18 protein-coding genes and 4 tRNA genes are annotated in these 24,406 nt (G+C 61.4%); 18 read left to right on the forward strand and 4 right to left on the reverse strand.

Annotated elements, in window-relative coordinates:
• Positions 1-49 precede the first annotated feature (49 nt).
• Positions 50-958, reverse strand: coding sequence for a hypothetical protein (locus K9B37_RS04285; protein WP_224311545.1), 909 nt, complete (start codon positions 956-958; stop codon positions 50-52).
• A 267-nt stretch (positions 959-1,225) separates the two neighbouring features.
• Positions 1,226-1,301 (reverse strand) — tRNA-Thr (locus K9B37_RS04290).
• Between the two features lie 144 nt (positions 1,302-1,445).
• Here K9B37_RS04290 and K9B37_RS04295 point away from each other — a divergent pair.
• A complete protein-coding gene (locus tag K9B37_RS04295) occupies positions 1,446-1,760 on the forward strand; it encodes a hypothetical protein (protein WP_224311546.1) in 315 nt (104 codons plus the stop codon).
• Between the two features lie 87 nt (positions 1,761-1,847).
• Here K9B37_RS04295 and K9B37_RS04300 read toward each other — a convergent pair whose 3' ends face one another.
• Both K9B37_RS04300 and K9B37_RS04305 read right to left on the reverse strand, forming a co-directional pair.
• Entirely contained in the window at positions 1,848-3,527 is a 1,680-nt protein-coding gene (locus K9B37_RS04300; RefSeq protein ID WP_224311547.1) for an MFS transporter, read from the reverse strand.
• A gap of 217 nt (positions 3,528-3,744) precedes the next feature.
• Entirely contained in the window at positions 3,745-4,566 is an 822-nt protein-coding gene (locus tag K9B37_RS04305) for a TrmH family RNA methyltransferase (RefSeq protein WP_224311548.1), read from the reverse strand.
• Between the two features lie 182 nt (positions 4,567-4,748).
• On the opposite strand from K9B37_RS04305, the gene K9B37_RS04310 reads away from it, so the two are divergent.
• The 17 genes from K9B37_RS04310 (at position 4,749) to tuf (K9B37_RS04390) (ending at position 24,406) form a co-directional block, all read left to right on the forward strand.
• Positions 4,749-4,833 (forward strand) — tRNA-Tyr (locus tag K9B37_RS04310).
• A 28-nt stretch (positions 4,834-4,861) separates the two neighbouring features.
• Positions 4,862-4,935: transfer RNA gene (locus tag K9B37_RS04315), tRNA-Gly, on the forward strand.
• 101 nt (positions 4,936-5,036) lie between these two features.
• Complete coding sequence (locus tag K9B37_RS04320) at positions 5,037-5,627, forward strand: hypothetical protein (protein WP_224311549.1); 591 nt, start codon at positions 5,037-5,039, stop codon at positions 5,625-5,627.
• A gap of 62 nt (positions 5,628-5,689) precedes the next feature.
• Complete coding sequence (gene tuf, locus K9B37_RS04325) at positions 5,690-6,880, forward strand: elongation factor Tu (RefSeq protein WP_224311550.1); 1,191 nt, start codon at positions 5,690-5,692, stop codon at positions 6,878-6,880.
• A gap of 46 nt (positions 6,881-6,926) precedes the next feature.
• Positions 6,927-7,003: transfer RNA gene (locus K9B37_RS04330), tRNA-Trp, on the forward strand.
• 162 nt (positions 7,004-7,165) lie between these two features.
• On the forward strand, positions 7,166-7,366 hold the full coding sequence (gene secE, locus K9B37_RS04335; protein WP_152586472.1) for a preprotein translocase subunit SecE: 201 nt from the start codon (positions 7,166-7,168) through the stop codon (positions 7,364-7,366).
• Positions 7,367-7,378: 12 nt separating this feature from the next.
• A complete protein-coding gene (gene nusG / locus K9B37_RS04340; protein ID WP_224311551.1) occupies positions 7,379-7,912 on the forward strand; it encodes a transcription termination/antitermination protein NusG in 534 nt (177 codons plus the stop codon).
• Positions 7,913-8,080: 168 nt separating this feature from the next.
• Positions 8,081-8,509 carry a 50S ribosomal protein L11 gene (gene rplK, locus K9B37_RS04345; RefSeq protein ID WP_224311552.1) on the forward strand — a complete coding sequence of 143 codons (429 nt, stop codon included), beginning with the start codon at positions 8,081-8,083 and terminating at the stop codon, positions 8,507-8,509.
• 10 nt (positions 8,510-8,519) lie between these two features.
• The gene (rplA, locus tag K9B37_RS04350) at positions 8,520-9,218 is read left to right on the forward strand and encodes a 50S ribosomal protein L1 (protein WP_224311553.1); all 699 of its coding nucleotides are present in this window, start codon (positions 8,520-8,522) and stop codon (positions 9,216-9,218) included.
• Positions 9,219-10,051: 833 nt separating this feature from the next.
• Entirely contained in the window at positions 10,052-10,570 is a 519-nt protein-coding gene (rplJ, locus tag K9B37_RS04355) for a 50S ribosomal protein L10 (RefSeq protein ID WP_224311554.1), read from the forward strand.
• A 51-nt stretch (positions 10,571-10,621) separates the two neighbouring features.
• Positions 10,622-11,002 (forward strand): 50S ribosomal protein L7/L12, encoded by a 381-nt coding sequence (gene rplL, locus K9B37_RS04360; protein WP_224311555.1) that lies wholly within the window; start codon positions 10,622-10,624, stop codon positions 11,000-11,002.
• Between the two features lie 254 nt (positions 11,003-11,256).
• Positions 11,257-15,387 carry a DNA-directed RNA polymerase subunit beta gene (rpoB, locus tag K9B37_RS04365; protein ID WP_224311556.1) on the forward strand — a complete coding sequence of 1,377 codons (4,131 nt, stop codon included), beginning with the start codon at positions 11,257-11,259 and terminating at the stop codon, positions 15,385-15,387.
• A gap of 122 nt (positions 15,388-15,509) precedes the next feature.
• Complete coding sequence (gene rpoC, locus K9B37_RS04370; protein WP_224311557.1) at positions 15,510-19,685, forward strand: DNA-directed RNA polymerase subunit beta'; 4,176 nt, start codon at positions 15,510-15,512, stop codon at positions 19,683-19,685.
• A gap of 508 nt (positions 19,686-20,193) precedes the next feature.
• Positions 20,194-20,565 (forward strand): 30S ribosomal protein S12, encoded by a 372-nt coding sequence (gene rpsL, locus K9B37_RS04375; protein ID WP_109596495.1) that lies wholly within the window; start codon positions 20,194-20,196, stop codon positions 20,563-20,565.
• Between the two features lie 34 nt (positions 20,566-20,599).
• Complete coding sequence (gene rpsG, locus K9B37_RS04380; protein ID WP_224311558.1) at positions 20,600-21,070, forward strand: 30S ribosomal protein S7; 471 nt, start codon at positions 20,600-20,602, stop codon at positions 21,068-21,070.
• Between the two features lie 25 nt (positions 21,071-21,095).
• A complete protein-coding gene (gene fusA / locus K9B37_RS04385; RefSeq protein ID WP_224311559.1) occupies positions 21,096-23,171 on the forward strand; it encodes an elongation factor G in 2,076 nt (691 codons plus the stop codon).
• 44 nt (positions 23,172-23,215) lie between these two features.
• Positions 23,216-24,406, forward strand: a complete 1,191-nt coding sequence (gene tuf, locus K9B37_RS04390) for an elongation factor Tu (protein ID WP_224311550.1) — start codon at positions 23,216-23,218, stop codon at positions 24,404-24,406.

The following is a 24,406-nucleotide window of genomic DNA, read 5'->3' on the forward strand; positions in this document are numbered from 1 at the left end:
AGCCGAGTTCATCCCAAAGCCGCTCGCAGCTTCGGGATGAACGCCATTCTTAATTGCGCACGAAGCGCCACGTCAGCACACCGTCCACAGGAGCAACGGTTGAGCCTGAATTATGGGACGCATTGCCTATATGGGCGATGCGCTTCGTTCCGGAGGCTATGCCGTCCGCTCCGACAGGCTGGTCCAGAATTTCGATTTTGCCGCCGCTTTCGAGAAACAGAGCGGATTTCTCCGACGTGAAAGCTTGCCCCTGCAATTTCACGGGAACGGGGATATCGAACCGGCCCAGCCGCATACTGAGAAGATTTTGCTTTCTGTCGACCGAGACTTCGGCTTGGCAGATCCTTTCGATGAAGGCCTCCAGGCCAGTCGGCAAGGTCAGTTGCCCCGTCCGCTTGAAACGATAGGGAGCGGCGGGAGAGGGCGGGGAAATACTGACGCCGTCACCTTCGTCCTCGACGACAATCGTCCCTTTCGCACAGACGCCACGACGATCGACCATCCAGTTCTCGTATCGGGTGTCGTCGACCTTGGCAGGGGACATCCTCTTTGGGTTGGCCATCATTTGCACGGCGAAGGCTGCCGCAACTCTTTTCTGGCAGGCGTCGTCGCCACCACAGCTTTGCATGGCTTTGCCCATCGCTTCGAACCCCGGTGGCATGCCAGACCCGTTCTTATCGCTGCCGCCCACAGGAATCATGGGGACAACCGTCGGTCCGGGAACGACCAGCTCTAGTTCGAGGTCAAGCTTGCGCGACACCGTCAGGCGCGACCACTCAACTTTGTTCGAGAGATCCTTTCGCCCTGTCCCTTTCAGCTCCAGGGTCACGTAAAGACGTCCCGTTGGCGCACCGGCAAGCGGGTCTCGCGCATCCTCGGACGACGCCGGGTCGGCAAGCAGGAGTGCCGCCAAGGCGAGGAATGTGATTGAGCACGGAGAGTGACGTAAGAGGGACATAGAGGAATTCCGCTAGATGCAATGATTCCTAAATGTCATAACAGAGCATAACGCAAAGTAATATGACTAAACACGAGTTTGCGAAGTTCTGCCGTGGAGGTGGAGTTTTTCATTCAAGCAAGTTTGACAGTCGACGCATGCAACGATGCCTGGCGTTTCAGAAACTGTTCGTTTCGGTCGCCCAATTTTCGCTTAAGAATCTATCTGCTTAGGTCACGAAGGCTGTCAGATAACGATCCTGCGATCGAGCCTGGTCGAGATGAGCAATGGTGCCGGTTGCGGGACTCGAACTCGCGACCTACCGCTTACAAGGCGGTTGCTCTACCAACTGAGCTAAACCGGCTCCTCTTGCTTGGTCGATGAGGTAGCAGCGGTGGAAGAAGGGCGCAAGTTCCCTCGAAACAGAAAAATAATGTGCTCCGCGGCACCGCAACCATCCTCCAGGCATGGAATTATAGTCGAAGTGATTGCCGAGGAGTTCTATCCCATGTCGGGTCATCCATTCATGATCCTGAAGAATGTGGTCTTGTCGGGCCGGTGCGGCTTAGTGGCCGCTGGAATCGTGGCTGGTCTTTCTCTGGCCAGTCTTCCCGCCCACGCTTCGCCCCTGAAGTCGCCCGCGCCGCACCACGCGGTGGCCAAGTCGGTGAATGTCCATAGCACCACGATGGCCGCGAGAGATCCGGAGGCGACGTCATCGATTCGGATGGATGACGACAAGCCGAACTGCAACCGCTCGCGAAAGAAGCTCTGGGTTGAAGATGAGGGCTGGATCGTGCGGCAGGTGACGACCTGTTACTGACGTATTCGCCGGTCATCCGGCGCTTATCTAAGGTCAAAACGAAAAGCCCCGCCATTGGCGGGGCTTTCCTTTGGATGATCGATCCGATCACTTGTTGTCGTAGGTGAAGATGTCCCGGTTCTTCGTCTCGGGCATGAAGAGGAGACCGATCACGAAGGTTCCAAGAGCCACGATCACCGGATACCAGAGGCCGGAGAAGATGTTGCCGGATGCCGCCACGATCGCGAAGGCGGTCGGAGGCAGGAAACCGCCGAACCAGCCGTTGCCGATGTGATAAGGCACCGACATGCCGGTATAGCGGATCCGGGTCGGGAACAGTTCGACCAGCATGGCGGCGATCGGGCCGTACACCATCGTCACGTAGAGGACGAGGATGAACAGGAGTCCAATGCCCGCAAGAGCCCGACTGTCGGACAGCACAGCGCCGACGCTCGGGGCCTTGAGGATCGTCGGATCGCCAGCTTTCGGATAACCAGCTGCCTGCGCCGCGGCGACAAGGGCCGCACCCGTGTTGTCCGTCACCGGAACATCGGTCCCGTTGATCTTTGCACTCAGCGGCGTTCCGGCCGGCCCCTTGATCAGATCGTAATGGATCGAGCTGTTTGCGAGGTTGCGGCGGATGACGTCGCAGGGGGCGGTAAAGGTCCGCACGCCGACGGGGTCGAACAGGAAGCCGCAGTTTGCCGGATCGGCGGTGATCTCGAGCTTCACCTGATTCGTCGCCTCGATCAGCTTCGGATTGACCGTCTTGGCCAGCGAAGAGAACAGCGGGAAGTAGGTGATTGCCGCGATCAGGCAGCCGAGGAGCAGAATCGGTTTGCGGCCGACCTTATCCGAGAGCCATCCGAAGAGGATGAAGAACGGTGTGCCGATGAGAAGCGCGAAGGCGATCATCAGGTTGGCCGTGGTGCCGTCGAGCTTCAGGGTCTGGGTCAGGAAGAACAGGGCATAGAACTGTCCCGTGTACCAGACGACCGCCTGGCCGGCCGTGCCGCCCAAGAGAGCGATGAGGGCGACCTTGGCGTTGTCCCAGCGCCCGAAAGCTTCCGTCAGCGGAGCCTTCGAATGGGTGCCTTCCTCCTTCATCTTCTTGAAGGCCGGCGACTCGTTGAGCTGCAGACGGATCCAGACCGAGAAGGCCAGAAGAATGATGGAGAGCAGGAACGGAATGCGCCAGCCATAGGCTGCGAAGGCTTCCGGCGACATGGTGATGCGCAGGACCAGAATCACGATCAGCGAGAGGAACAGGCCCACCGTTGCGGTGGTCTGGATCCACGATGTGTAGAAGCCGCGTCGCCCATGCGGTGCATGTTCGGCAACATAAGTGGCCGCACCACCGTACTCGCCGCCGAGCGCCAGGCCTTGGAGCAGACGGCAGATGATGAAGATCGCCGGCGCTGCATAGCCGATGCTCTCATAGCCGGGCAGGAGGCCGACGACGAAGGTCGCAAGACCCATGATCGTCATGGTGATCAGGAAGGTATACTTGCGGCCGATCATGTCGCCGAGCCGGCCGAACACCAGCGCGCCGAAGGGGCGGACGGCGAAACCGGCGGCAAAGCCGAACAGAACGAAGATGAACTTGGCCGTGTCGTTCGTCCCGGGCACGAAGTTCTGACTGATGTTCGCGGCCAGGGAGCCGGCGAGATAGAAGTCATACCATTCGAAGACCGTACCGGCGGAGGAGGCGACGATAACCTTCCTCTCTTCCCGGGTCATAGGTCGGACGTCAGCGTCCGTCCTTGGCGTCATTGCTGCTGTTGCCATAGCGTTTCCTTCCAAAGTGTGATGTGGCCCGTTCAACCGGGTCTTGGTCTCCCAAGTGCCGTTGGCACCGGAATCTTTCAGCATGGAAAGCTAGCTGCGGCTTTGGCCGTCACAATTCACAATTGGTAGTTTCGACTTCCGTCTAACGCTGTGGGCACTCGGTTCATTTGCCGAAGCAATTCAAGGGCTTGGGCATAACGGTCAGATGCGGCGATCATTACTTGGCAGTATTCGTCACTGCTTTCGTCACAGCAAAAAGCGAGATGGCCGCTGCATTGGAAACATTGAGGCTCTTGATTGCGCCAGGCATGTCGAGACGACCGATGACATCGCAGCATTCGCGGGTGCGCTGACGAAGACCTTTGCCCTCGGATCCGAGAATCAGCACGAGCGGAAGGCGCAGCGGAGTTTCGTCGAGGCGATTCTCTCCCGACGAATCGAGGCCGACTCTCTGGAAGCCTCTTTCGCCCAGGGCGATCAGCGTATCGGCGAGATTCCGGACGATCATGAACGGTACATGCTCAAGCCCGCCGGAGGCGGATTTCGCCAGCACGCCGGTGGCGGCCGGGCTATGCCGGGCCGTAGTGATGATCGCCTCGACACCGAAGGCCGCCGCCGTTCGCACGATGGCGCCGACATTGTGCGGGTCGGTAATCTGATCGAGAGCCAGCACCACGCTTCGCCCGCTCAGCGTGTCGACGCTTGGGGAGGGCAGGGGGGAGGCCTCCATGTAGAGACCCTGGTGGACCGCATCTGCTTCGACGAGGCGATTGATTTCGTCCGGACGGACGATTTCCAGATCCACCGGCACGGTCGATCCGAGTTCTTCCTGAAGGCGGCGGGCGGAGTTCTCGGTGGCCAGGAGGCGGCGAATCGTGCGCCGACCGTTGCGCAGAGCTTCCGTTACCGGGTGCCAGCCGTAGAGGACCACGGTCTCAGGATCGCCAAAGGTGCGTCGGGGTCCATGGTCGCGCCGCGTCCCTTTTCCGGACGGGCGTTGGAAGCGGGGTTTACGGGGGTGGGAAGGGCGGTCGCTCATGGCACTCGTTCTGTCGCAGAAGCTTGCCACATAGCATGGAGATCGCCGTCTCGACAGGCGTCATCGAGGATTGCGCTTTGGTGTTGACACCGACCTCTCAGGTCACCATAAGAGCGCCCACGGATGCCCCACGGGGCGCTTCGTCGACGTCCTTGAGCGCATTGCGTTCTGGTTGGGCAAATGGGGGAATGTCCCGAGCGGCAAAGGGGGCGGACTGTAAATCCGCTGGCTATGCCTTCGTAGGTTCGAGTCCTACTTCCCCCACCACCCAAACCTCTGCTAGTTTCCTGGGCGTGCGGGTGTAGCTCAATGGTAGAGCAGCAGCCTTCCAAGCTGAATACGAGGGTTCGATTCCCTTCACCCGCTCCACTTTTCTCCCCCCGGACAGATCAGACTTTGGTTTCCGTTGCGATAGGCGACCCGCTTCTGTAGCGGGTATCCGGTCCTAACGATCCGAACGGATTCCCTTCATGCTTCGCCGTCTTTTTCTTCTCGCCGCGCTCGGGCTCGGGCTCGCCGCCTGCGTCACCGCGTCGAATAGCCTTGCGCCCGATCAGATCCCCACGCTGCGCCTCGAGCGCGTGACCGTCGGATTCGCACCCAATGCCCGAATCTGGTGGGGCGATGGCGAGCGCGCCTATGCCGCGTCCAAGGGTCTTCCCGTTCACGAGGCTGAAGAGTTGGGGAAAACGCCGGAGGGACAGGCCTATGTCAGAGGCCTCGTTGAAGCCAAGCTTCGCGACGAGATGACCCGGCAGCTCGCCGGCAATCTCAACGGCACCCGACCGGTCAGGATCGAGGTGACCGTAAAGGAGCTTAACATTGCATCGACCATCCAGAAGATCTTGGTGGGCGGGAGCTACGCCTTGCGGGCCGACGTCAACTTGGTGGATGCCAAGTCTGGCGCCCTTCTCCTGGCCTTTTCGGACCAGAGCGCGGCCCTGGGTGCGAACGGCGGGCTGCTCGGCGTCCTGGTCGACAAAGCCCTCCTGGCGGAGCCGATCGACCTGATTGTGAAGAGCTATACAAGCCAATATCGAAATTGGCTCTTGCGCAATTAGCGCAACCGCAATATCGGGACGCCCTGAGAATTTTGTTCCTGGCCTCGGTAAGGTAGAGATCAATGGCGAAGGAAAAGTTTGAGCGGACGAAGCCGCACTGCAACATCGGAACGATTGGTCACGTTGACCATGGCAAGACGTCATTGACGGCGGCGATCACGAAGGTTCTGGCGGAGTCTGGCGGAGCGACGTTTACGGCGTATGACCAGATCGACAAGGCGCCGGAAGAGAAGGCGCGCGGGATCACGATCTCGACGGCGCACGTGGAATACGAGACGACGAACCGTCACTATGCGCACGTCGACTGCCCCGGCCACGCCGACTATGTGAAGAACATGATCACCGGTGCGGCGCAGATGGACGGCGCGATCCTGGTGGTGTCGTCGGCGGACGGCCCGATGCCGCAGACCCGCGAGCACATCCTGCTGGCGCGTCAGGTCGGTGTTCCGGCGCTGGTGGTGTTCATGAACAAGGTCGACATGGTCGACGATCCCGAGCTTCTCGACCTGGTCGAGCTCGAGGTTCGCGAGCTTTTGTCGAAGTACGATTTTCCTGGCGACGACATTCCGATCGTCAAGGGTTCGGCGCTGTGCGCGCTGGAAGACCGTTCGCCTGAGATCGGCCGCGACCGCGTGCTCGAGCTGATGGCTGAGGTTGACCGCTACATTCCGCAGCCGGAGCGTCCGATTGACCAGCCGTTCCTGATGCCGATTGAAGACGTGTTCTCGATCTCGGGTCGCGGCACGGTGGTGACGGGCCGCGTTGAGCGCGGGATCGTCAAGGTCGGCGAGGAAGTCGAGATCGTCGGTCTGAAGGCGACGGTGAAGACGACGGTGACGGGCGTCGAGATGTTCCGCAAGCTGCTCGATCAGGGCCAGGCTGGCGACAACGTGGGCGTTCTGCTTCGTGGTACGAAGCGCGAGGACGTGGAGCGCGGCCAGGTGCTGTGCAAGCCCGGCTCGATCAAGCCGCACACGAAGTTCAAGGCCGAGGCGTACATCCTGACGAAGGAAGAGGGTGGCCGTCATACGCCGTTCTTCACCAACTATCGTCCGCAGTTCTACTTCCGGACGACGGACGTGACGGGTGTGGTGACGCTGCCTGAGGGCACCGAGATGGTGATGCCTGGCGACAACATCGCCATGGAAGTGACGCTGATTGCGCCGATCGCCATGGAAGAGAAGCTGCGCTTTGCCATCCGCGAAGGCGGCCGCACCGTCGGTGCAGGCGTCGTCGCTCAGGTCATGGATTAAGCCTTTAAATTCCGGGTGGCGGATGCCGCCACCCGTGATCCGCCGGAGGAGTGTAGCTCAATCGGCTAGAGCACCGGTCTCCAAAACCGGGGGTTGGGGGTTCGAGTCCCTCCACTCCTGCCAGCGGATCGACAAAGCGGGCGTTTTGCGTTAGAGAGCGCCCCAGTGATGGCTTTGAGGGTGGCGCGAGGCTCAGAAAAGAGCTTCGCGCCCCTTCACTTTGGGCCGATTGGTGCCCATAGAGGACGTCCGCAACCGACTCGCGAGCTTGTGGACGCAGGCGAAATGGCAAAGACGAACCCGTTCGATTTTCTACAGCAGGTGCGCTCGGAAGCCGCAAAGGTGACCTGGCCGACCCGCAAGGAAACCATGATCACGACCGCCATGGTCTTCGTGATGGTCCTGGTCGCTTGCTTGTTCTTCTTCGTGGCCGATCAGGCCATGGGCTGGATGGTCCGCACGGTTCTCCTGGGTTTCGGCGGTTAAGGGGTGGCTACGATGACGAAGCGTTGGTACATCGTCCACGCTTATTCGAATTTCGAGAACAAGGTTGCCCAGTCGATCAAGGATCAGGCTGCCCAGCGCGGCCTTGAGGACAAGTTCGAAGAGGTGATGGTGCCGACCGAGAAGGTCGTCGAGGTGCGCCGCGGCCGGAAGGTCGATACGGAGCGCAAGTTCTTCCCGGGTTATGTCCTCGTGAAGTGCGACCTGACGGACGAGGTCTATCACCTTATCAAGAATACGCCGAAGGTGACGGGGTTCCTGGGTGCGGACAAGTCCAAGCCGGTTCCGATTCCGGACCGCGAGGCCGAGCGGATCAAGGGGCAGGTCGCCGAGGGCGTCGATCATCCCAAGCCTTCCGTGAGCTTCGAGGTCGGCGAGCAGGTCCGCGTGTCTGACGGCCCGTTTGCATCCTTCAATGGCGTGGTCGAGGAAGTTGACGACGCTCGGGCCCGCCTCAAGGTGGCGGTGTCCATCTTCGGCCGCGCGACGCCGGTCGAACTCGAATACGGTCAGGTCGAAAAGATCTGACGGTGTGCGGCGGCGCCTTGAAAGCGCCGTCTCTTCAAGCCCCTAGCGGGCTTTCGTCCGCGGGAGGTCTGCCCGGTTGCCAGCCGGGACCATCGGGCCGAACCGCGACCTGCAACCACCATTCCGCCTGGTTGGCTCCGGGCGAGTGGTCCATTGGAGAGCAGTCCTATGGCTAAGAAAATCGCGGGCTACGTTAAGCTTCAGGTGCCCGCCGGCGCGGCAAATCCCTCGCCGCCCATCGGTCCGGCGCTGGGTCAGCGCGGCCTCAACATCATGGAATTCTGCAAGGCCTTCAACGCGAAGACCTCGCAGATGGAGAAGGGAACCCCGATCCCGGTGATCATCACCGCGTATCAGGATCGCTCCTTCACCTTCGAGATGAAGCAGCCCCCGGTCTCCTACTTCCTCAAGAAGGCGGCCAAGGTCGACAAGGGTTCGCAGACTCCGGGCAAGGGCGGCAAGGCCGGCTCGGTGACGCGCGCTCAGATCCGCGAGATCGCCGAGAAGAAGATGGTCGATCTCAACTGCGACACCGTTGATTCCGCCATGGCCATGATCGAGGGCTCCGCCCGCTCGATGGGCCTGGAAGTGGCGTAAGGAGGGCACCATGGCTGTGAAAGAGGGTAAGCGCATCCGCAGCACCCGCGAGGGCATCGATGCCGCCAAGCTCTATGGCATCCAGGATGCCGTGAAGCTGGTGAAGGAGCGGGCCAAGGCCAAGTTCGACGAGACCATCGAAGTCTCGATGAATCTCGGCGTCGATCCGCGCCATGCCGATCAGATGGTCCGCGGCGTCTGCAATCTGCCGAACGGCTCCGGCCGGACGGTGCGCGTGGCCGTCTTCGCCCGTGGGGCGAAGGCTGACGAGGCGAAGGCCGCCGGCGCCGATGTGGTCGGTGCTGAGGAGCTCTTCGAAGTCGTCAACGGCGGCACGATCGATTTCGATCGCTGCATCGCGACCCCGGACATGATGCCGCTGGTCGGCCGTCTCGGTAAGGTGCTGGGCCCGCGCGGCCTGATGCCGAACCCGAAGGTCGGCACCGTCACCATGGACGTGAAGGGCGCAGTCGAGGCCGCCAAGGGCGGCGCGGTCGAGTTCCGCGTCGAGAAGGCCGGTATCGTTCACGCCGGCGTGGGCAAGGCCTCCTTCGATGAGACCAAGCTCGTCGAGAACATCAAGGCCTTCGCCGACGCAGTCGCCAAGGCGAAGCCGACCGGCGCCAAGGGTACCTATATCCAGCGCGTCGCCATTTCTTCGACGATGGGTCCCGGCGTGAAGGTCGATCCGGCGTCGGTGATCGGCTAAGCTCGGTCTGACCAAGATCAAGAATGAGGCCCGGTGCTCTGCGCCGGGCCTTTTCGTTTGTCCAGCAGGCGGATCGAAGGCTTGCCTTGGGCTCAATTTTGATGATATATCATATCGATGAATTGGACTTCCCAGCTCTACGACATCTTTCAGGCCTTTCATGCGAGTGAGAAGGCTCTTCTTGCTCTGACAGCGATTCTGCTGGTCCTTGGGGGGCGGCTGACTATCAGCGGCTTTCGGAAAGATCGCCAATAATGCTTGTGGAGCTCGGTGGAGCCGTTCATTGATTCGTCAATGCCGCGATTCCGTCTAACGATTCCTCAAAAGCGGGAACTGACGGCTCTTGAAAAGCACGGCTGCAGGTCTTACCTCAGCTTCTGCTTCCATCTTTGCACGAAAAAGACACGCAAATGCCTCTTGGCTTTTGCGGCTTGAAGGCTTATGGAATCGCATTGAGTTTCCAACAACCGCCGACTCTCGACTTTTGTCTGGGTGTCGGCTGCAAATCCGCTCCGTGAGGGGCGGTGACAGGCCGGCGGGCCAAAGGACCTCCTTTGGCGCGATCCGGCTATGTCCTGTCCGAGACTGCAGGTGCTGGCTAGTCCAGCTTAATTCGAGAGGGCCTGCATAGACGGGGAAGCCGAATTTCGGCTCGCTTTGGCGAGCCAAAGGTATCGGTTCGAACCATCTCACCTGGGGCGCTCTTCCGGAGCGTGTTCTAGGGGACAGGGCTTGCGAGAGCGTCGTTCGAAGGCGCCTGCGGCCCCCAAGCCGAGGCGCTGACGAGCGACAGGTGTAACCGGCGGAAATTTCCGCCAACCGGAGAGAGCCCAGTGGAAAGAGCAGCAAAACGCGAGCTCGTCTCGACGCTCAACGACGTGTTCGCGAACACGGGCGTGGTCGTCGTCGCCCACTATGCCGGCCTCACGGTCGCTGACATGCAGAAACTGCGCGCGCAGATGAAGCAGGTCGGTGCTACTGTGAAGGTGGCAAAAAACAGCCTCGCCAAAATCGCTCTCGAAGGCACGGACGTCGCGTCCATCTCGGGCCTGATGAAAGGTCCGACCCTGATCGCTTTTTCGAGTGATCCGGTCGCGGCGCCCAAGGTCGCTGTTGATTTCGCCAAGGCTAACGACAAGCTCGTGATCCTCGGCGGCGCAATGGGCACGACCGCCCTGAATGTGGACGGAGTCAAGGCGCTTGCCACTCTTCCGTCCCTCGACGAACTGCGCGCCAAGCTGGTCGGCCTTATCCAGGCTCCGGCCACGAAGATCGCTCAGCTCAGCACTGCGCCGGCGGCGAAGCTCGCCCGCGTATTCGGGGCATATGCCAAGACAGGCGAAGCGGCGTGAGGCCGTAACCTCAACCATCAAACCGTTCGAACCGAACTTAAGGAAGATACTATGGCTGATCTTGCCAAGCTCGTTGACGATCTTTCGTCGCTGACCGTTCTCGAGGCTGCTGAGCTCGCGAAGCTCCTCGAAGAGAAGTGGGGCGTTTCCGCTGCTGCGGCTGTGGCCGTTGCGGCTGCTCCGGGCGCTGGCGGCGGCGCTGCCGCTGCTGCTGAAGAGCAGACTGAGTTCACGGTCGTTCTCGCCGCTGCCGGCGACAAGAAGATCGAAGTGATTAAGGAAGTCCGCGGCATCACCGGCCTCGGTCTCAAGGAAGCCAAGGACCTCGTCGAAGGTGCGCCGAAGCCCGTTAAGGAAGGCGTTTCGAAGGACGAAGCCGAGAAGATCAAGGCGACCCTCGAGAAGGTCGGCGCCAAGGTCGAGCTTAAGTAATCTTGCGGCCTTCGGGCCGCGGGGTTCCCTGGTTTCGGCCGGGGTTCAAGAAACAAGCGGTCCCAGGCAGTTTTGCTTGGGGCCGTTGTGTCGTCCAAGAGATACGGCGCGGCTTGGGCCGGCTTTTGGGCGGAGTTCCGGGGTAATCGGCCCCGGCTTTGTGGTCTTTCTGACGGCGCCAGCGTCGTCGGGCGGCTGATCGAGCCTCCGGATGGCGAGGGCTCGATCAGCTGTAGATGAGGAACGAGGTCCAGATGGCCAACACACTGATCGGCCGGAAGCGCATTCGCAAGTTCTTCGGAAAAATCAGAGAAGTGGCGGAGATGCCGAACCTGATCGAGGTTCAGAAGGCATCCTACGACCAGTTCCTGATGGTCGATGAACCCAAGGGTGGCCGGCCGGAAGAGGGACTGCAGGCAGTCTTCAAGTCGGTTTTCCCGATCTCGGACTTTTCGAACACGGCCCTGCTCGAGTTCGTGAAGTATACGTTCGAGCCGCCGAAATACGACGTGGACGAGTGCCGCCAGCGCGGCATGACCTTTGCTGCGCCTCTCAAGGTGACGCTGCGCCTCATCGTGTTCGATGTGGATCCGGACACCGGCGCCCGGTCCGTGAAGGACATCAAGGAGCAGGACGTCTATATGGGCGACATGCCGCTCATGACGGACAACGGCACCTTCATCGTCAATGGTACCGAGCGAGTCATCGTCTCCCAGATGCACCGTTCGCCCGGCGTGTTCTTCGACCACGACAAGGGCAAGACGCACTCGTCTGGCAAGCTTTTGTTCGCCGCTCGCATCATCCCGTATCGCGGCTCCTGGCTCGATATCGAGTTCGATGCCAAAGACATCGTGTATGCCCGTATCGACCGCAAGCGGAAGCTTCCGGTCACGTCGCTGCTCTATGCTCTGGGCCTCGACAGCGAGGAAATCCTCAACACGTTCTATAACCGCCTGATCTACAAGCGGGCCAAGGACGGCTGGACCGTTCCCTTCGATGCCGAGCGTATGAAGGGCTTCAAGGCCAGCGTCGACCTGATCGACGCCAAGACCGGCGAAGTCGTGCTCGAGGCCGGCAAGAAGCTCACGGCTCGTACGGCACGTCAGCTCGCGGAGAAGGGCCTCAAGGACCTGCGCGCGACGGACGAGGATCTCTACGGCCAGTATATTGCCGAGGATCTGGTGAACCCGAGCACCGGTGAAATCTATGCCGAGGCTGGCGAAGAGATTACCGAGAAGCTGCTCAAGGGCCTGTCGGAGGCCGGTTTCGACGAAATCCCCGTGCTCGACATCGACCACGTGACGGTCGGTCCCTATATCCGCAATACCCTGGCGGTCGACAAGAACTCGGCCCGCGAGGATGCCCTGTTCGACATCTACCGGGTCATGCGCCCGGGTGAGCCGCCGATTCTCGATACGGCAGAGGCGATGTTCAACTCGCTGTTCTTCGACGCCGAGCGCTACGACCTCTCGGCGGTCGGCCGCGTGAAGATGAACATGCGTCTGGACCTCGACGCGGAAGATACCGTGCGCACCCTGCGCCGTGAGGACATCCTCGCGGTGACCAAGGCGCTCGTGGACCTTCGCGACGGCAAGGGCGAGATCGACGATATCGACCATCTCGGCAACCGCCGCGTGCGTTCGGTCGGCGAGCTCATGGAGAACCAGTACCGCCTCGGTCTGCTTCGCATGGAGCGCGCGATCAAGGAGCGCATGTCGTCGGTCGATATCGACACCGTCATGCCGCAGGATCTGATCAACGCGAAGCCGGCGGCAGCTGCCGTCCGCGAGTTCTTCGGCTCTTCGCAGCTGTCGCAGTTCATGGACCAGACGAACCCGCTCTCGGAGGTCACCCACAAGCGCCGTCTCTCCGCGCTTGGCCCAGGCGGTCTGACCCGCGAGCGCGCCGGCTTCGAAGTCCGCGACGTGCATCCGACCCACTACGGCCGCATCTGCCCGATCGAGACGCCGGAAGGCCCGAATATCGGCCTCATCAACTCGCTGGCGACCTTCGCTCGGGTAAACAAGTACGGCTTCATCGAGACCCCGTTCCGCCGGGTCCGTGACGGCAAGGTGACCGACGAGGTCATCTACCTCTCGGCCATGGAAGAGGCGAAGTACAACGTCGCTCAGGCGAACTCCGCCGTAGACGGCGAAGGCCGCCTTACGGAAGAGCTGGTGATCTGCCGCCGGGCTGGCGACAACATCGTCGTCTCGCCCGATCGCGTCGATCTGATGGAAGTGTCGCCGAAGCAGCTCGTGTCCGTTGCGGCCGCGCTCATCCCGTTCCTTGAGAACGACGACGCGAACCGAGCGCTCATGGGCTCGAACATGCAGCGTCAGGCTGTGCCGCTCGTACAGGCCGATGCGCCGTTCGTCGGCACCGGCATGGAAGCCGTCGTCGCCCGGGATTCCGGCGCGGCCATTGCGGCTCGTCGCTCCGGCATCGTCGACCAGGTGGACGCGACCCGTATCGTGATCCGCGCGACGGAAGAGACCGATCCGACCCGTCCGGGCGTCGACATCTACCGTCTGCAGAAGTTCCAGCGCTCCAACCAGTCGACCTGCATCACGCAGAAGCCGCTGGTGCGGGCAGGAGATCCCGTCCGCAAGGGCGACATCATCGCCGATGGTCCCTCGACGGAACTCGGCGAGCTGGCGCTTGGCCGTAACGTGCTCGTCGCGTTCATGCCGTGGAACGGCTACAACTTCGAGGACTCCATCCTGCTCTCCGAGCGGATCGTGAAGGACGACGTCTTCACCTCGATCCATATCGAAGAGTTCGAGGTGATGGCCCGCGATACGAAGCTGGGTCCGGAGGAAATCACGCGTGACATTCCGAACGTTTCGGAAGAGGCGCTGAAGAACCTGGACGAAGCCGGCATCGTCTATATCGGCGCCGAGGTTCATGCGGGCGACATCCTCGTCGGCAAGATCACGCCGAAGGGCGAAAGCCCGATGACGCCGGAAGAGAAGCTTCTGCGCGCCATCTTCGGTGAGAAGGCCTCGGACGTACGCGACACGTCCCTGCGCGTCCCCCCGGGTGTGACCGGCACGATCGTGGAAGTCCGCGTCTTCAACCGTCACGGTGTCGATAAGGACGAGCGCGCTCAGGCGATCGAGCGTGAGGAGATCGAGCGTCTCGCCAAGGACCGCGACGACGAGCAGGCGATCCTCGATCGCAACACCTATGCGCGCCTGGCCGACATCCTTATCGGGCAGGGCGGTGTGGCTGGGCCGAAGGGCTTCAAGAAGGACACCAAGATCACCCGCGAGATCCTCAATGAGTATCCGCGGTCGCAATGGTGGCAGTTCGCCGTCGACAATGATGCCCGCATGGCCGAGATCGAAGCCATGCAGAAGCAGTACGACGAGTCGAAGAAGCGCCTTGAGCAGCGCTTCCTCGACAAGGTCGAGAAGCTGCAGCGGGGTGACGAGCTTCCGCCCGGCGTCATGAAGATGGTCAAGGTCTTCGTGGCTGTGAAGCGCAAGATCCAGCCCGGCGACAAGATGGCCGGACGTCACGGCAACAAGGGTGTCGTGTCCCGCATCGTTCCGATCGAGGACATGCCGTTCCTCGATGACGGTACGCATGCCGACATCGTGTTGAACCCGCTCGGCGTGCCGAGCCGTATGAACGTCGGTCAGATCCTCGAGACCCATCTCGGGTGGGCTGCCGCCGGTCTCGGCAAGCAGGTCTCGCAGGCTGTCGATGCGTATATGAAGTCGGGTCAGTCGAAGCAGCTTCGCGACCAGCTGGTCGCGATCTACGGCAACATGCCGGAGATTGCGAATGCTTCGGACGACGAGCTGGCCGAGCTCGGCCGCAACCTGCGCCGTGGTGTTCCGTTCGCAACGCCCGTCTTCGACGGTGCGAAGGAAGCGGATATCGAGGCGATGCTTGAGAAGGCAGGCCTGAATCCGTCGGGCCAGGTGACGCTCTACGACGGCAAGACCGGTGAGCCGTTCGACCGCAAGGTGACGGTGGGCTACATCTATATGCTGAAGCTTCACCATCTGGTGGACGACAAGATCCACGCTCGCTCCATCGGCCCCTACAGCTTGGTCACCCAGCAGCCGCTGGGCGGCAAGGCCCAGTTCGGTGGCCAGCGCTTCGGCGAAATGGAGGTGTGGGCGCTGGAAGCTTACGGCGCGGCCTACACCCTTCAGGAAATGCTCACGGTCAAGTCGGACGACGTGGCCGGCCGCACCAAGGTCTACGAGGCGATCGTCCGCGGCGACGATACCTTCGAGTCGGGCATTCCGGAGAGCTTCAACGTTCTCGTGAAGGAAATGCGGTCGCTGGGCCTCAACGTAGAGCTCACGAACTCCAAGAAGGCCGCCAACGAGCCGGAGCAACTGCCTCCGTCCGAAGCGGCTGAGTAATTTTTACGTCGTCATCCCCGGGCTCGGCCCGGGGATCTCAATCCGGAGGGGCTTTAAGCCCTTTCAGACCAAGATGACCGGTTGATCCGGTCATGACGCCTTCGAGGTTTTAGGAGACGGCGATGAATCAAGAGGTCATGAATCTTTTCAACCAAACGGCGCAGCCGCAGAGCTTCGATCAGATCAAGATCTCGATCGCGAGCCCTGAGAAGATTCTGTCCTGGTCTTACGGCGAGATCAAAAAGCCGGAGACCATCAACTACCGCACGTTCAAGCCCGAGCGCGACGGCTTGTTCTGCGCGCGTATCTTCGGCCCGATCAAGGATTACGAGTGCTTGTGCGGCAAGTACAAGCGCATGAAGTACAAGGGCGTGATCTGCGAGAAGTGCGGCGTCGAGGTGACGCTTGCGCGCGTCCGGCGTGACCGCATGGGCCACATCGAGCTGGCCGCTCCCGTCGCGCATATCTGGTTCCTGAAGTCGCTGCCGAGCCGCATTGGTCTGCTGCTCGACATGACGCTGAAGGATCTGGAGCGGATCCTCTATTTCGAATCTTACATCGTGGTCGATGCAGGCCTGACGCCCCTCAAGGACCGTCAGCTGCTGACTGAGGAAGAGTACATCCGTGCTCAGGATGAGTACGGCGAAGATTCCTTCACGGCCATGATCGGCGCGGAGGCGATCCGCCGTATCCTGACCGAGCTGGATCTGGAGAAGACCGCGACCGATCTCCGGGAGGAGATCGCCGTCACAACTTCGGAGCTGAAGCCGAAGAAGCTGATGAAGCGCCTCAAGATCATCGAGGCCTTCCTCCAGTCCGGCAACAAGCCCGAGTGGATGATCATGACGGTGGTTCCGGTCATTCCGCCGGATCTGCGCCCTCTAGTCCCGCTCGATGGCGGCCGCTTCGCGACTTCAGACCTGAACGATCTCTATCGTCGCGTCATCAACCGCAACAATCGTTTGAAGCGGCTCATGGAGCTGCGTGCGCCGGACATCATCGTCCGCAACGAGAAGCGCATGCTCCAGGAGGCAGTTGACGCCCTGTTCGACAACGGCCGTCGCGGCCGCGTCATCACGGGTGCCAACAAGCGTCCGCTGAAGTCGCTTGCCGACATGCTCAAGGGCAAGCAGGGCCGGTTCCGTCAGAACCTGCTCGGCAAGCGCGTCGACTATTCGGGCCGTTCGGTGATCGTGGTGGGTCCGGAGCTCAAGCTGCACCAGTGCGGTCTGCCGAAGAAGATGGCGCTCGAGCTGTTCAAGCCGTTCATCTACGCCAAGCTCGACGCTCGCGGCCTTTCGGCCACCGTCAAGCAGGCGAAGAAGCTCGTCGAGAAGGAAAAGCCCGAGGTTTGGGATATCCTGGACGAGGTTATCCGCGAGCATCCGGTTCTCCTGAACCGCGCTCCGACGTTGCACCGTCTCGGCATTCAGGCCTTCGAGCCCACGCTCATCGAGGGCAAGGCGATCCAGCTGCATCCGCTCGTCTGCGCCGCGTTCAACGCGGACTTCGACGGCGACCAGATGGCCGTGCACGTGCCGCTCTCGCTCGAGGCGCAGCTCGAAGCCCGCGTGCTGATGATGTCGACGAACAACATCCTGCATCCGGCCAACGGTCAGCCGATCATCGTGCCGTCGCAGGACATCGTCCTCGGCCTGTACTATCTCTCCATTATCTCGGATGGCGAGCCCGGTCAGGGCAAAGCCTTCTCGGACATGGGCGAGATCGAGCACGCGCTGCACGAGAAGGTCATCACCCTCCATTCCAAGATCAAGTATCGTTGGGAAGGTCTGGGTGAAGACGGAAAGCCGATCACGAAGATCTATGATACGACCGCTGGTCGCGTCATGCTCTCGCGCGTCCTGCCGAAGGATCCGATGCTGCCCTTCGACGTCGTGAACAAGCTCATGACGAAGAAGGAGATCTCCAACATGATCGATGCCGTCTATCGGCATTGCGGTCAGAAGGAGTCGGTCATCTTCTGCGATCGCATCATGGCGCTCGGGTTCTACAACGCGTTCAAGGCCGGCATTTCGTTCGGCAAGGACGACATGGTGATCCCGGAGAACAAGTGGCAGATCGTCGAGGAGACTCGTGCCCTCGCGAAGGATTACGAGCAGCAGTACCAGGACGGCCTCATCACCCAAGGTGAGAAGTACAACAAGGTCGTCGATGCCTGGGCGAAGTGCTCGGATCGCCTTGCAGGCGAGATGATGGCGCGCATCTCCGCGGTGCAGAAGGATGACGCCGGCCGCGACAAGCCGGTGAACTCCATCTACATGATGTCCCATTCGGGCGCGCGTGGTTCGCCGGCCCAGATGAAGCAGCTCGCGGCCATGCGCGGCCTCATGGCCAAGCCGTCGGGTGAGATCATCGAGACGCCAATCATCTCGAACTTCAAGGAAGGTCTGGACGTGCTCGAGTACTTCAACTCGACGCACGGTGCCCGTAAGGGTCTGGCCGACACTGCGCTCAAGACCGCGAACTCGGGTTATCTGACCCGCCGTCTCGTGGACGTGGCGCAGGATGCGGTCATCCGCGAAACCGATTGCGGCACCGAGAAGGGCATCCGCATGCGGGCGATCATCGATGCCGGCCAGGTGGTCGCGTCGCTGGCTTCCCGCATCCTGGGTCGCTCGACGGCCGAGGACCTCATTGCTGCCGATGGCTCTATCATCGTTCCGAAGGGAACCATGATCGAGGAGTCGCATCTCGAGGCGATCAATGCCGCCGGCATCCAGGAGGTGAAGATCCGTTCCGTGCTCGTCTGCGAGTCGAAGAACGGCGTCTGCGCCACCTGCTATGGCCGCGACCTGGCACGGGGTACTCCCGTCAACCATGGCGAGGCTGTCGGCGTCATCGCGGCGCAGTCGATCGGCGAGCCGGGCACGCAGCTTACGATGCGTACCTTCCACATCGGCGGCGCGGCCCAGATTGCCGACTCGTCCTTCATCGAGTCGAGCTTCGAGGGCACGATCAGCTTCCGCAATAAGAACATCGCGCGGAACTCGGACGGCGATCTCGTGGTCATGGGACGCAACGTGTCGGTCGTCATCACCGGTCCGGACGGCACCGAACGGGCGGCTCATCGCCTCCAGTACGGCTCCCGCCTGAAGGTGGATGAGGGCGACACGATCAGGCGCGGTCAGCGTATCGCGGAATGGGACCCCTATACCCGTCCAATCCTCACCGAAATCGACGGTGTGGTGGGCTATGAGGATCTCGTCGACGGCGGCTCGATGATCGAGACCATGGACGAGTCGACCGGTATCGCGAAGCGCGTCGTCATCGACTGGCGTGGTTCGCCCCGTACCGCCGATCTGCGTCCGGCGGTCATCATTGAGGGCAAGGGCGGCAAGGTGGCCAAGGTGGCGCGTGGTGGCGATGCCCGCTATCTGCTTCCGGTAGAGGCCATCCTCGCGGCGGATCCGGGCTCTAAGGTCAAGGCCGGTGACGTGCTCGCCCGCGTCTCGACCGAGAGCGCCAAGACCCGCGACATCACGGGCGGTCTGCCGCGCGTGGCGGAGCTGTTCGAGGCTCGTCGTCCGAAGGATGCCGCCATCATCGCGGAGAAGTCCGGCACGATCCAGTTCGGCCGCGACTACAAGAACAAGCGTCGCCTGACGCTGAACCCGCATGATGGCTCGGAGCCGGTGGAATACTTGATCCCCAAGGGCAAGCACATCCACCTGCAGGACGGCGACGTGGTGGAACTCGGCGACTTCATCGTCGACGGAAACCCGGCGCCGCACGACATCCTGGCGATCAAGGGCGTCGAGGAGCTGGCCGCTTATCTGGTGAACGAGATCCAGGAGGTCTATCGCCTCCAGGGCGTGCTCATCAACGACAAGCACATCGAGGTGATCGTTCGCCAGATGCTGCAGAAGGTCGAGATCACCGACGGTGGAGATTCCGATCTCCTGACCGGCGAGCAGATCGACCGGCTGGAGCTCGAGGAGATCAACGAGCGCCTCGTGGACGAGAAGAAGAAGCCCGCCGCCGGCGTGCCGGTTCTTCTCGGTATCACCAAGGCTTCGCTCCAGACCCGCTCCTTCATCTCGGCGGCATCCTTCCAGGAGACCACCCGCGTCCTTACGGAGGCGGCGGTCAACGGCAAGGTCGATACGCTCGAGGGCCTGAAGGAGAACGTCATCGTCGGCAGCCTGATCCCGGCCGGCACAGGTGCGCTGAACGCCCAGATCAAGGCCGTCGCGCAACACCGCGACGAACTGATCCTGCAGCAGAAGCGGGCCGAGTCGGCGACTCAGGTCAGCGAGCTGCCTCCTGCAGCCGAGTAACGACCAGGCATGAGTTTGGGCGGGGCCGCCTTCGGGCGGCCCTGCTCGTTTCCGAAACGGGGCGCTTTGCCGCATGCAGGGCGGCATGAGGATCTCCCGTCGACGGAATGCAGCTACAAGTGGAAATCTCCCACAGGAAGCTGTAACTTTCTGAACTTAAGGCGGCGCTCGACGGGAAATGCCGAAAAGAGTTGACTTTTCCCGACTCGAACGCTAGAGAGACCGAACTTTCCGGCAGGCCGTAGATCTTGACTGTCGAAGCGACAAGCTTCGACCCCATCGATCTAAACGCTGTCGAACTCAACCTTGACTGACACATGTCAGATTTGGGGCATGATCGCGGTCCTGCCGTGATCCTCTGCATTGGCACCGCGCCAAGGGCTTAAAACCGCCTGTGGCGCGGCTTCGTTTTGTGCAAGTTCATGGCTTGCCGGGCGTTGCGTCGCAGCGTCCAACCGTTGAAGACACGCAAAGCCACCGGGTGGTGGTGGGTGAAAGAGGGCAGAGAATGCCAACGATCAGTCAGCTGATCCGCAAGCCGCGGACGGCGCAAAAGAGCCGGAATAAGGTTCCCGCGCTTGAGGCCTGCCCGCAGAAGCGGGGCGTGTGCACGCGCGTTTACACCACGACTCCGAAGAAGCCGAACTCGGCTCTTCGTAAGGTCGCCAAGGTTCGCCTGACCAATGGCTATGAGGTCATCGGTTATATCCCGGGCGAGGGTCACAACCTTCAAGAGCACTCCGTGGTCATGATCCGCGGCGGTCGTGTGAAGGACCTTCCGGGTGTTCGCTATCACATCCTCCGTGGTGTTCTCGACACCCAGGGCGTGAAGAATCGTAAGCAGCGTCGTTCGAAGTACGGCGCGAAGCGGCCGAAGTAAGCCGTCCAACTGTTATTGAGGTCGGAGCTAGCTCATGTCCCGCCGCCACAGCGCCGAAAAGCGTGAGATCATCCCGGATCCGAAGTTCGGGGACGTGGTCGTCACGAAGTTCATGAATTCCATCATGTACGACGGCAAGAAGTCCGCTGCCGAAAGCATCGTCTACGGTGCCTTCGACATCATCGAGACCCGCACCAAGGGCAACCCGCTTGAGGTCTTCAAGCAGGCGCTCGATAACGTCGCTCCGGCGATCGAAGTGCGTTCCCGCCGCGTCGGCGGCGCCACGTATCAGGTTCCGGTCGAAGTTCGTTCCGAGCGCCGTCAGGCGCTTGCCATTCGCTGGATCATTCAGGCCGCTCGCGGCCGTAACGACAAGACCATGGTCGACCGTCTGTCTGCCGAGTTGCTCGATGCCTCGAACAACCGCGGCAACGCCGTGAAGAAGCGCGAAGATACGCACCGGATGGCGGAAGCCAACCGCGCCTTCTCGCACTATCGCTGGTAACGGTCGGACCCCGAGGAGCTGAGCGATGCCCCGCACGCACGCAATTGAGGACTACCGTAACTTCGGCATCATGGCCCACATCGATGCCGGCAAGACGACGACGACCGAGCGTATCCTTTACTACACCGGCAAGTCGCACAAGATCGGTGAAGTCCATGAAGGCGCTGCCACCATGGATTGGATGGAGCAGGAGCAGGAGCGTGGCATCACGATCACGTCGGCTGCTACCACCTGCTTCTGGAACGGCAAGCGTCTGAACATCATCGATACTCCCGGCCACGTGGACTTCACCATTGAGGTGGAGCGTTCTCTGCGCGTGCTCGACGGTGCCGTCTGCGTTCTCGACGGCAACCAAGGCGTCGAGCCCCAGACCGAGACCGTGTGGCGCCAGGCCGACAAGTACGACGTTCCGCGTGTCGTGTTCGTCAACAAGATGGACAAGACCGGCGCGAACTTCTTCAAGTGTGTCGAGGACATCATCAAGCGCGTGGCCGGCAAGCCGGTTTGCCTGCAGATCCCGATCGGCGCGGAGAGCGATTTCCGCGGCATGGTCGATCTGATCAAGATGAAGGCCTACATCTGGGAGAGCGATGCTCTCGGAGCGAAGTTCGACGAAGTCGAGATTCCGGCCGACCTGAAGGATCAGGCTCTGGAGTACCGCGGCAAGCTCGTCGAGGCTGCCGTCGAGATGGATGACGACGCGATGGTGGCGTATCTCGAGGGCCAGGAGCCCGACGAGGACACCCTGCGCGGCCTGATCCGCACGGCCGTCAAGCGCCGCGCGTTCCATCCGGTGCTCTGCGGTTCCGCCTTCAAGAACAAGGGCGTCCAGCCGCTTCTCGATGCGGTCGTGAGCTTCCTGCCGTCCCCGGCGGACCGCGAGGCGATCGAAGGCATCGACTTCAAGACGGAAGAGCCGATCATCCGTAAGCCGTCCGACGACGAAGCGTTCTCCATGCTTGCGTTCAAGATCATGGACGACCCGTTCGTGGGCACGATCACCTTCTGCCGCGTCTATTCCGGCAAGGTGAACGCCGGTGAGACGCTGCTCAATTCGTCTCGCGACAAGAAGGAGCGCGTCGGCCGCATGCTGCTCATGCATGCGAACAACCGCGAGGACATCAAGGAGGCCTATGCCGGCGACATCGTCGCTCTCGCAGGTCTCAAGGAAGTCCGCACCGGCGACACGCTCTGTGATCCGAGCAAGGCCGTGATTCTCGAGCGGATGGAGTTCCCTGAACCCGTCATCGAGATCGCGATCGAGCCGAAGTCGAAGGCGGACCAGGAGAAGCTTGGTCTCGCTCTCGCGAAGCTCGCAGCCGAAGATCCGTCCTTCCGTGTCTCGACGGACCAGGAGTCCGGCCAGACGATTCTGAAGGGCATGGGCGAATTGCACCTCGACATTAAGGTCGACATCCTCCGTCGTACCTACAAGGTCGATGCCAATGTGGGCGCTCCGCAGGTGGCCTATCGTGAGACGATCACGAAGAAGGCCGAGGTGGACTACACTCACAAGAAGCAGACCGGCGGCACGGGTCAGTTCGCTCGCGTGAAGATCGTCGTTCAGCCGAACGATCAGGGTGCTGGATTTGCGTTCGAGTCGAAGATCGTCGGTGGCGCGGTTCCGAAGGAATACATCCCGGGCGTTGAAAAGGGCCTCCAGTCGGTCGTGGGTGCGGGCGTCGTTGCCGGCTTCCCGGTGGTCGACATCAAGGTCGAGCTCATCGACGGTGCCTTCCACGAAGTCGACTCGTCGGCTCTGGCCTTCGAAATCGCCTCTCGTGCGGCGCTCCGCGAAGCCCTGCAGAAGGGTGGATCGGTTCTGCTCGAGCCGGTGATGAAGGTCGAGGTCACCACGCCTGAGGACTATACCGGTTCGGTGATCGGTGACCTGAACTCCCGGCGTGGTCAGATCCAGGGTCAGGACATGCGCGGCAACGCCGTGGTCATCAATGCGATGGTCCCGCTCGCCAACATGTTCGGCTACGTCAATACCCTGCGCGGCATGAGCCAGGGACGTGCGAGCTATACCATGCAGTTCGACCACTACGAGCAGGTGCCGTCGAACGTGGCTGCCGAGGTTCAGGCGAAATACGCCTGAACCCACTGAACAAGAACTGATTGATTTAAGGAACGGGTGCCACGATGGCGAAGGAAAAGTTTGAGCGGACGAAGCCGCACTGCAACATCGGAACGATTGGTCACGTTGACCATGGCAAGACGTCATTGACGGCGGCGATCACGAAGGTTCTGGCGGAGTCTGGCGGAGCGACGTTTACGGCGTATGACCAGATCGACAAGGCGCCGGAAGAGAAGGCGCGCGGGATCACGATCTCGACGGCGCACGTGGAATACGAGACGACGAACCGTCACTATGCGCACGTCGACTGCCCCGGCCACGCCGACTATGTGAAGAACATGATCACCGGTGCGGCGCAGATGGACGGCGCGATCCTGGTGGTGTCGTCGGCGGACGGCCCGATGCCGCAGACCCGCGAGCACATCCTGCTGGCGCGTCAGGTCGGTGTTCCGGCGCTGGTGGTGTTCATGAACAAGGTCGACATGGTCGACGATCCCGAGCTTCTCGACCTGGTCGAGCTCGAGGTTCGCGAGCTTTTGTCGAAGTACGATTTTCCTGGCGACGACATTCCGATCGTCAAGGGTTCGGCGCTGTGCGCGCTGGAAGACCGTTCGCCTGAGATCGGCCGCGACCGCGTGCTCGAGCTGATGGCTGAGGTTGACCGCTACATTCCGCAGCCGGAGCGTCCGATTGACCAGCCGTTCCTGATGCCGATTGAAGACGTGTTCTCGATCTCGGGTCGCGGCACGGTGGTGACGGGCCGCGTTGAGCGCGGGATCGTCAAGGTCGGCGAGGAAGTCGAGATCGTCGGTCTGAAGGCGACGGTGAAGACGACGGTGACGGGCGTCGAGATGTTCCGCAAGCTGCTCGATCAGGGCCAGGCTGGCGACAACGTGGGCGTTCTGCTTCGTGGTACGAAGCGCGAGGACGTGGAGCGCGGCCAGGTGCTGTGCAAGCCCGGCTCGATCAAGCCGCACACGAAGTTCAAGGCCGAGGCGTACATCCTGACGAAGGAAGAGGGTGGCCGTCATACGCCGTTCTTCACCAACTATCGTCCGCAGTTCTACTTCCGGACGACGGACGTGACGGGTGTGGTGACGCTGCCTGAGGGCACCGAGATGGTGATGCCTGGCGACAACATCGCCATGGAAGTGACGCTGATTGCGCCGATCGCCATGGAAGAGAAGCTGCGCTTTGCCATCCGCGAAGGCGGCCGCACCGTCGGTGCAGGCGTCGTCGCTCAGGTCATGGATTAA

This window comes from Microvirga puerhi (assembly GCF_020089865.1).
GTDB lineage: Bacteria > Pseudomonadota > Alphaproteobacteria > Rhizobiales > Beijerinckiaceae > Microvirga > Microvirga puerhi.

Excerpts from the sequence above, each read along its gene's own strand:
- K9B37_RS04285 (WP_224311545.1), bottom strand. The coding sequence starts at position 958 with ATGTCCCTCTTACGTCACTCTCCGTGCTCAATCACATTCCTCGCCTTG.
- K9B37_RS04295 (WP_224311546.1), top strand. The coding sequence starts at position 1,446 with ATGTCGGGTCATCCATTCATGATCCTGAAGAATGTGGTCTTGTCGGGC.
- K9B37_RS04300 (WP_224311547.1), bottom strand. The coding sequence starts at position 3,527 with ATGGCAACAGCAGCAATGACGCCAAGGACGGACGCTGACGTCCGACCT.
- K9B37_RS04305 (WP_224311548.1), bottom strand. The coding sequence starts at position 4,566 with ATGAGCGACCGCCCTTCCCACCCCCGTAAACCCCGCTTCCAACGCCCG.
- K9B37_RS04320 (WP_224311549.1), top strand. The coding sequence starts at position 5,037 with ATGCTTCGCCGTCTTTTTCTTCTCGCCGCGCTCGGGCTCGGGCTCGCC.
- tuf (WP_224311550.1), top strand. The coding sequence starts at position 5,690 with ATGGCGAAGGAAAAGTTTGAGCGGACGAAGCCGCACTGCAACATCGGA.
- secE (WP_152586472.1), top strand. The coding sequence starts at position 7,166 with ATGGCAAAGACGAACCCGTTCGATTTTCTACAGCAGGTGCGCTCGGAA.
- nusG (WP_224311551.1), top strand. The coding sequence starts at position 7,379 with ATGACGAAGCGTTGGTACATCGTCCACGCTTATTCGAATTTCGAGAAC.
- rplK (WP_224311552.1), top strand. The coding sequence starts at position 8,081 with ATGGCTAAGAAAATCGCGGGCTACGTTAAGCTTCAGGTGCCCGCCGGC.
- rplA (WP_224311553.1), top strand. The coding sequence starts at position 8,520 with ATGGCTGTGAAAGAGGGTAAGCGCATCCGCAGCACCCGCGAGGGCATC.
- rplL (WP_224311555.1), top strand. The coding sequence starts at position 10,622 with ATGGCTGATCTTGCCAAGCTCGTTGACGATCTTTCGTCGCTGACCGTT.
- rpoB (WP_224311556.1), top strand. The coding sequence starts at position 11,257 with ATGGCCAACACACTGATCGGCCGGAAGCGCATTCGCAAGTTCTTCGGA.
- rpoC (WP_224311557.1), top strand. The coding sequence starts at position 15,510 with ATGAATCAAGAGGTCATGAATCTTTTCAACCAAACGGCGCAGCCGCAG.
- rpsL (WP_109596495.1), top strand. The coding sequence starts at position 20,194 with ATGCCAACGATCAGTCAGCTGATCCGCAAGCCGCGGACGGCGCAAAAG.
- rpsG (WP_224311558.1), top strand. The coding sequence starts at position 20,600 with ATGTCCCGCCGCCACAGCGCCGAAAAGCGTGAGATCATCCCGGATCCG.
- fusA (WP_224311559.1), top strand. The coding sequence starts at position 21,096 with ATGCCCCGCACGCACGCAATTGAGGACTACCGTAACTTCGGCATCATG.
- tuf (WP_224311550.1), top strand. The coding sequence starts at position 23,216 with ATGGCGAAGGAAAAGTTTGAGCGGACGAAGCCGCACTGCAACATCGGA.